Source organism: Kineococcus indalonis, assembly GCF_009906395.1.
Classification (GTDB): Bacteria; Actinomycetota; Actinomycetes; order Actinomycetales; family Kineococcaceae; genus Kineococcus; species Kineococcus indalonis.
Genome location: NZ_JAAALM010000425.1, coordinates 1 through 3,579, shown reverse-complemented (window position 1 = coordinate 3,579; position 3,579 = coordinate 1). Strand labels below are relative to the sequence as shown.

The window sequence follows — 3,579 nt, the reverse complement described above, 5'->3', positions numbered from 1 at the left end:
CGCGACGCCGCCCTCGCCGCGGCCGGTGAGCCCGTCGGTGCCTGAGCACCCCGACGCGCCCGCCGTCCTGCCCGCCGGGGACGGCGGGCAGGACGGCGGCCGCGGCCCGGGACGCACCCGGGTCGCGGCCGAGGCCTGGGAGGCGGTCTTCCGCCTGCAGGCGACCCTGCTGCGCCGCTTCGCCGCCGACGACGTGTGGGGCGGGCTGAGCGTGCGCGAGTACGACGTGCTCCACACGCTCGCGCGCTGCCCCGCCGGCCGCGCCCGCCTGGGCGAGCTGAGCGAGCAGGTGTACCTGCCGCAGCCCTCCCTGAGCCGGCTGGTGGACCGCCTGGAGCGGCAGGGCCTGCTGGCCCGCGAGGCCGACGCCGCCGACCGCCGCGGCGTCGTCGTGGCCCTCACCGACGCCGGCGCCCAGCGCCAGCGCGAGGTCGGCGGGCGCCACGTGGCCGCCATCGCCCGCCACCTCGGCCACGTCGACGCCGCGGACCTGCAGGAGCTGGCCCGCCTGGCGACGCGCGCGCTGCCGCCGGGCACCTGAGCCCCTGGACGCCACCCGTGATCGCCGTGCGGCGGCGGGGCGCCCGAGGACCCCGGAGCACCCGGCGCCGACCGCTCCCACGACGAGGCGGGGCGGGCCGCCGCGCGCGAGGACCCGCCCGCGCGCCTCAGCGCACGGCGAGCGCCGTGGCGGCCAGCGCCAGCAGCGCCCCCGCCAGGCGCACCGCGTCGGCGCGGCGCAGCCGGCGCAGCAGCTGCGGGCGCGGGCCCTCGCGGCCCAGCCGGGCGTGGGTGGGCCCGGCCACCAGGGCCGTCGCCGCCCCGGCCAGGGCGCTGCCCGCGCCGGCGAGCACGAGGGCGCCGCTCAGGGCCGTGGTGGCCAGCACCCACGCCCAGGTGGCCAGCACGCCGCCGTAGACGAGGGCCACGACGGGGGTGATGCGCCGGGAGTGCGCGGCGTGCACCGCGGCCCAGCTGCGCTCGGGCGCCGCCGCCAGCGCCGGGTAGACCACGAGCGTGACGACGAGCTGGAACCCGGCGTGCAGCGCCGCGCCGGCCAGCAGGGCGCTCAGCGGGTCCACGCCGCCGGCGCCGTCCCCGTCACCACCGCGGCCGGGCGGGGGCTCACGGCAGCGCGAACTGGGTCTCGTGCAGGTGCGCGTAGCGCCCGTGCAGCGCCATCAGCTGGGCGTGGGTGCCGCGCTCGACGACCCGGCCGCCCTCCAGGACGAGGATCTGGTCGGCGCCGCGGATCGTGGAGAGCCGGTGGGCGATGACCAGGGCGGTGCGCCCGGCCAGCGCCTCGTCCAGCGCGGCCTGCACCGCGGCCTCGGAGGCGGAGTCCAGGGAGGCGGTCGCCTCGTCGAGCACCACCACGCGCGGCTGCGCCAGGAGCAGGCGCGCGATGGTCAGCCGCTGGCGCTCACCGCCGGAGAAGCGGTAGCCGCGCTCGCCGACGACCGTGTCCAGGCCTTCGGGCAGCTGCGCCACCAGCTCGCCGAGGCGGGCGCGCTCCAGGGCCTGCAGCAGCTCCGCGTCGGAGGCGCCCGGGCGCGCCAGCTGCAGGTTCGAGCGCAGCGACTCGTGGAACAGGTGACCGTCCTGGGTGACCACGCCGACCGCTGAGCGGATGGAGGCCGCGGTCAGCTCGCGCACGTCCACCCCGCCCAGGCGCACCGCGCCGCCGGTGACGTCGTACAGGCGCGCCAGCAGCTGCGCCGTGGTCGACTTGCCCGCCCCGGAGGAGCCCACCAGGGCGACGACCTGGCCCGGCTCGACGCGGAAGGCGACGTCGTGCAGGACGGGCACCCCGCCGCGCGCGTCGAGGACGGCGACGTCCTCCAGGGAGGCCAGGGAGACCTCCGAGGCGGCCGGGTAGGCGAAGTCGACGTGGTCGAACTCGACGGTCAGCGGCCCGGTCGGCAGCGCGCGCGGGTGCTCGGGGTCGCGCACCAGGGGCACCAGGTCCAGCACCTCGAAGACGCGCTCGAAGCTCACCAGGGCGCTCATCACGTCCACGCGCGCGCCGGCCAGCGCCGTCAGCGGCGCGTACAGGCGGGTCAGCAGCAGCGCCAGGGTGACGATGCTGCCGGCGTCGAGGGTCCCGCCCACCGCGGCCACCCCGCCGACGCCGTACACCAGCGCCAGGGCCAGCGCGGAGGCCAGCGTCAGCGCGGTGATGAACACGGAGTTCAGCACGGCGGTGCGCACCCCGATGTCGCGCACGCGGCGGGCGGCCTCGGCGAAGGCGCGCGACTCGTCCTGCGGGCGGCCGAAGAGCTTCACGAGCGTGGCGCCGGGGGCGGAGAAGCGCTCGGTGGACTGGGTGGTCATCGCCGCGTTCAGCTGGGCCGCCTCGCGCGAGAGCTCCGCCAGGCGCCGGCCCATGCGGCGCGCGGGCACCAGGAACACCGGCAGCAGCACCAGCGCCAGCACGGTGACCAGCCAGGAGGTGGTGAGCATGACGGCGGCGGTGAGCACCACGGAGACGAGGTTGCCCACGACGCCGGACAGGGTGCCGGAGAAGGCGCGCTGGGCGCCCAGGACGTCGCTGTTCAGGCGTGAGACCAGGGCGCCGGTGCGGGTGCGGGTGAAGAACGCCACCGGCATGCGCTGCACGTGGTCGAACACGCGGGTGCGCAGGTCGAGGATGAGGTCCTCGCCGATCGTGGCGGACAGCCAGCGCACCCACAGGCCCAGGGCGGCCTCGGCGAGCGCCACCAGCGCGATGAGCAGCGCCAGCTGCACCACGCGGCGCCCGTCGCCGGCGGTGACGGCCTCCACCGCGCGCCCGGCCAGGACCGGGGAGGCCACCGCCAGCACGGCGGTGACGACGCTGCCGGCGACGAACACGCCCAGGCGGCCGCGGCGCTCGCGCGCCAGGTCCACCACCCGCTGGACCGTCTCGCGGGAGAGCGGGCGCTGCTGCTGCTCCGCGCTGGTGGCCCGCCACAGCGAGTGCCACGCGGCCGACTCCATCGACACGCGTGCAGGCTAGGCCCCCGCCCGGACACGGGCACCCCGCCCCCGCGGGGAGCTCACCAGCCCAGGCTGCCGGGACCGCCCTTGAAGGGGCCCGCGACGTCGTCGCTGACCCAGCCCCCGTAGAAGCCGCCCGGCTGCGGGCGCACCTCCTCCTCGTCCAGCAGGCACCGCACGCGGCCCGGGGCGCAGCCCGGGTACAGCGAGACGGCGCCGGCGAGGTCGGCGAAGGCGTCGGTGGGGGCGGGGTAGGTCCACGCGGCGCGCGCGGCCACGACGGAGCCGTCGGGGGCGAGCACGTCCAGGTAGCCGGCCAGGCCCTTCCACTCGCACCAGCTCTCCCCCGCCGCCGCGCGCAGCAGGGCCGGGTCCAGCGCGTCGGGGGCGAGGTAGTACGTCGGCGGGTGGCTGGTCTCCAGCACGCGCCAGGCCCGGCGCGAGCCGGCGGGGGCGTCGGCCAGGACGGCGCCGTCGACGAGCACGCGCACCCGGCGGCGGGCCACCTCCAGGCGCGGGGGGCGCGGGTAGTCCCACACCGACTCCCGGCCGGGGCCGGGTGGGACGGGGCGCACCCCGGGGGGCAGGACGCTCACGGGA

At 78.5% G+C, this 3,579-nt stretch carries 4 protein-coding genes; 1 reads left to right on the top strand and 3 read right to left on the bottom strand.

The genetic code is table 11. The features are described from left to right. On the top strand, window positions 1-541 hold a 541-nt coding region (locus GTR00_RS16860; RefSeq protein WP_205706018.1), incomplete at its 5' end, for a MarR family winged helix-turn-helix transcriptional regulator. Between the two features lie 127 nt (window positions 542-668). Here the strand turns inward: GTR00_RS16860 and GTR00_RS16855 are convergent. The 3 genes from GTR00_RS16855 to GTR00_RS16845 are packed head-to-tail and all read right to left on the bottom strand — an operon-like array spanning window position 669 to window position 3,575. Then, on the bottom strand, window positions 669-1,082 hold the full coding sequence (locus tag GTR00_RS16855) for a hypothetical protein (RefSeq protein WP_166612743.1): 414 nt from the start codon (window positions 1,080-1,082) through the stop codon (window positions 669-671). A gap of 43 nt (window positions 1,083-1,125) precedes the next feature. Continuing rightward, complete coding sequence (locus tag GTR00_RS16850) at window positions 1,126-2,985, bottom strand: ABC transporter ATP-binding protein (RefSeq protein ID WP_166612742.1); 1,860 nt, start codon at window positions 2,983-2,985, stop codon at window positions 1,126-1,128. Window positions 2,986-3,038: 53 nt separating this feature from the next. Further along, complete coding sequence (locus tag GTR00_RS16845) at window positions 3,039-3,575, bottom strand: DUF427 domain-containing protein (RefSeq protein ID WP_407659720.1); 537 nt, start codon at window positions 3,573-3,575, stop codon at window positions 3,039-3,041. Between the last annotated feature and the right edge of the window lie 4 nt (window positions 3,576-3,579).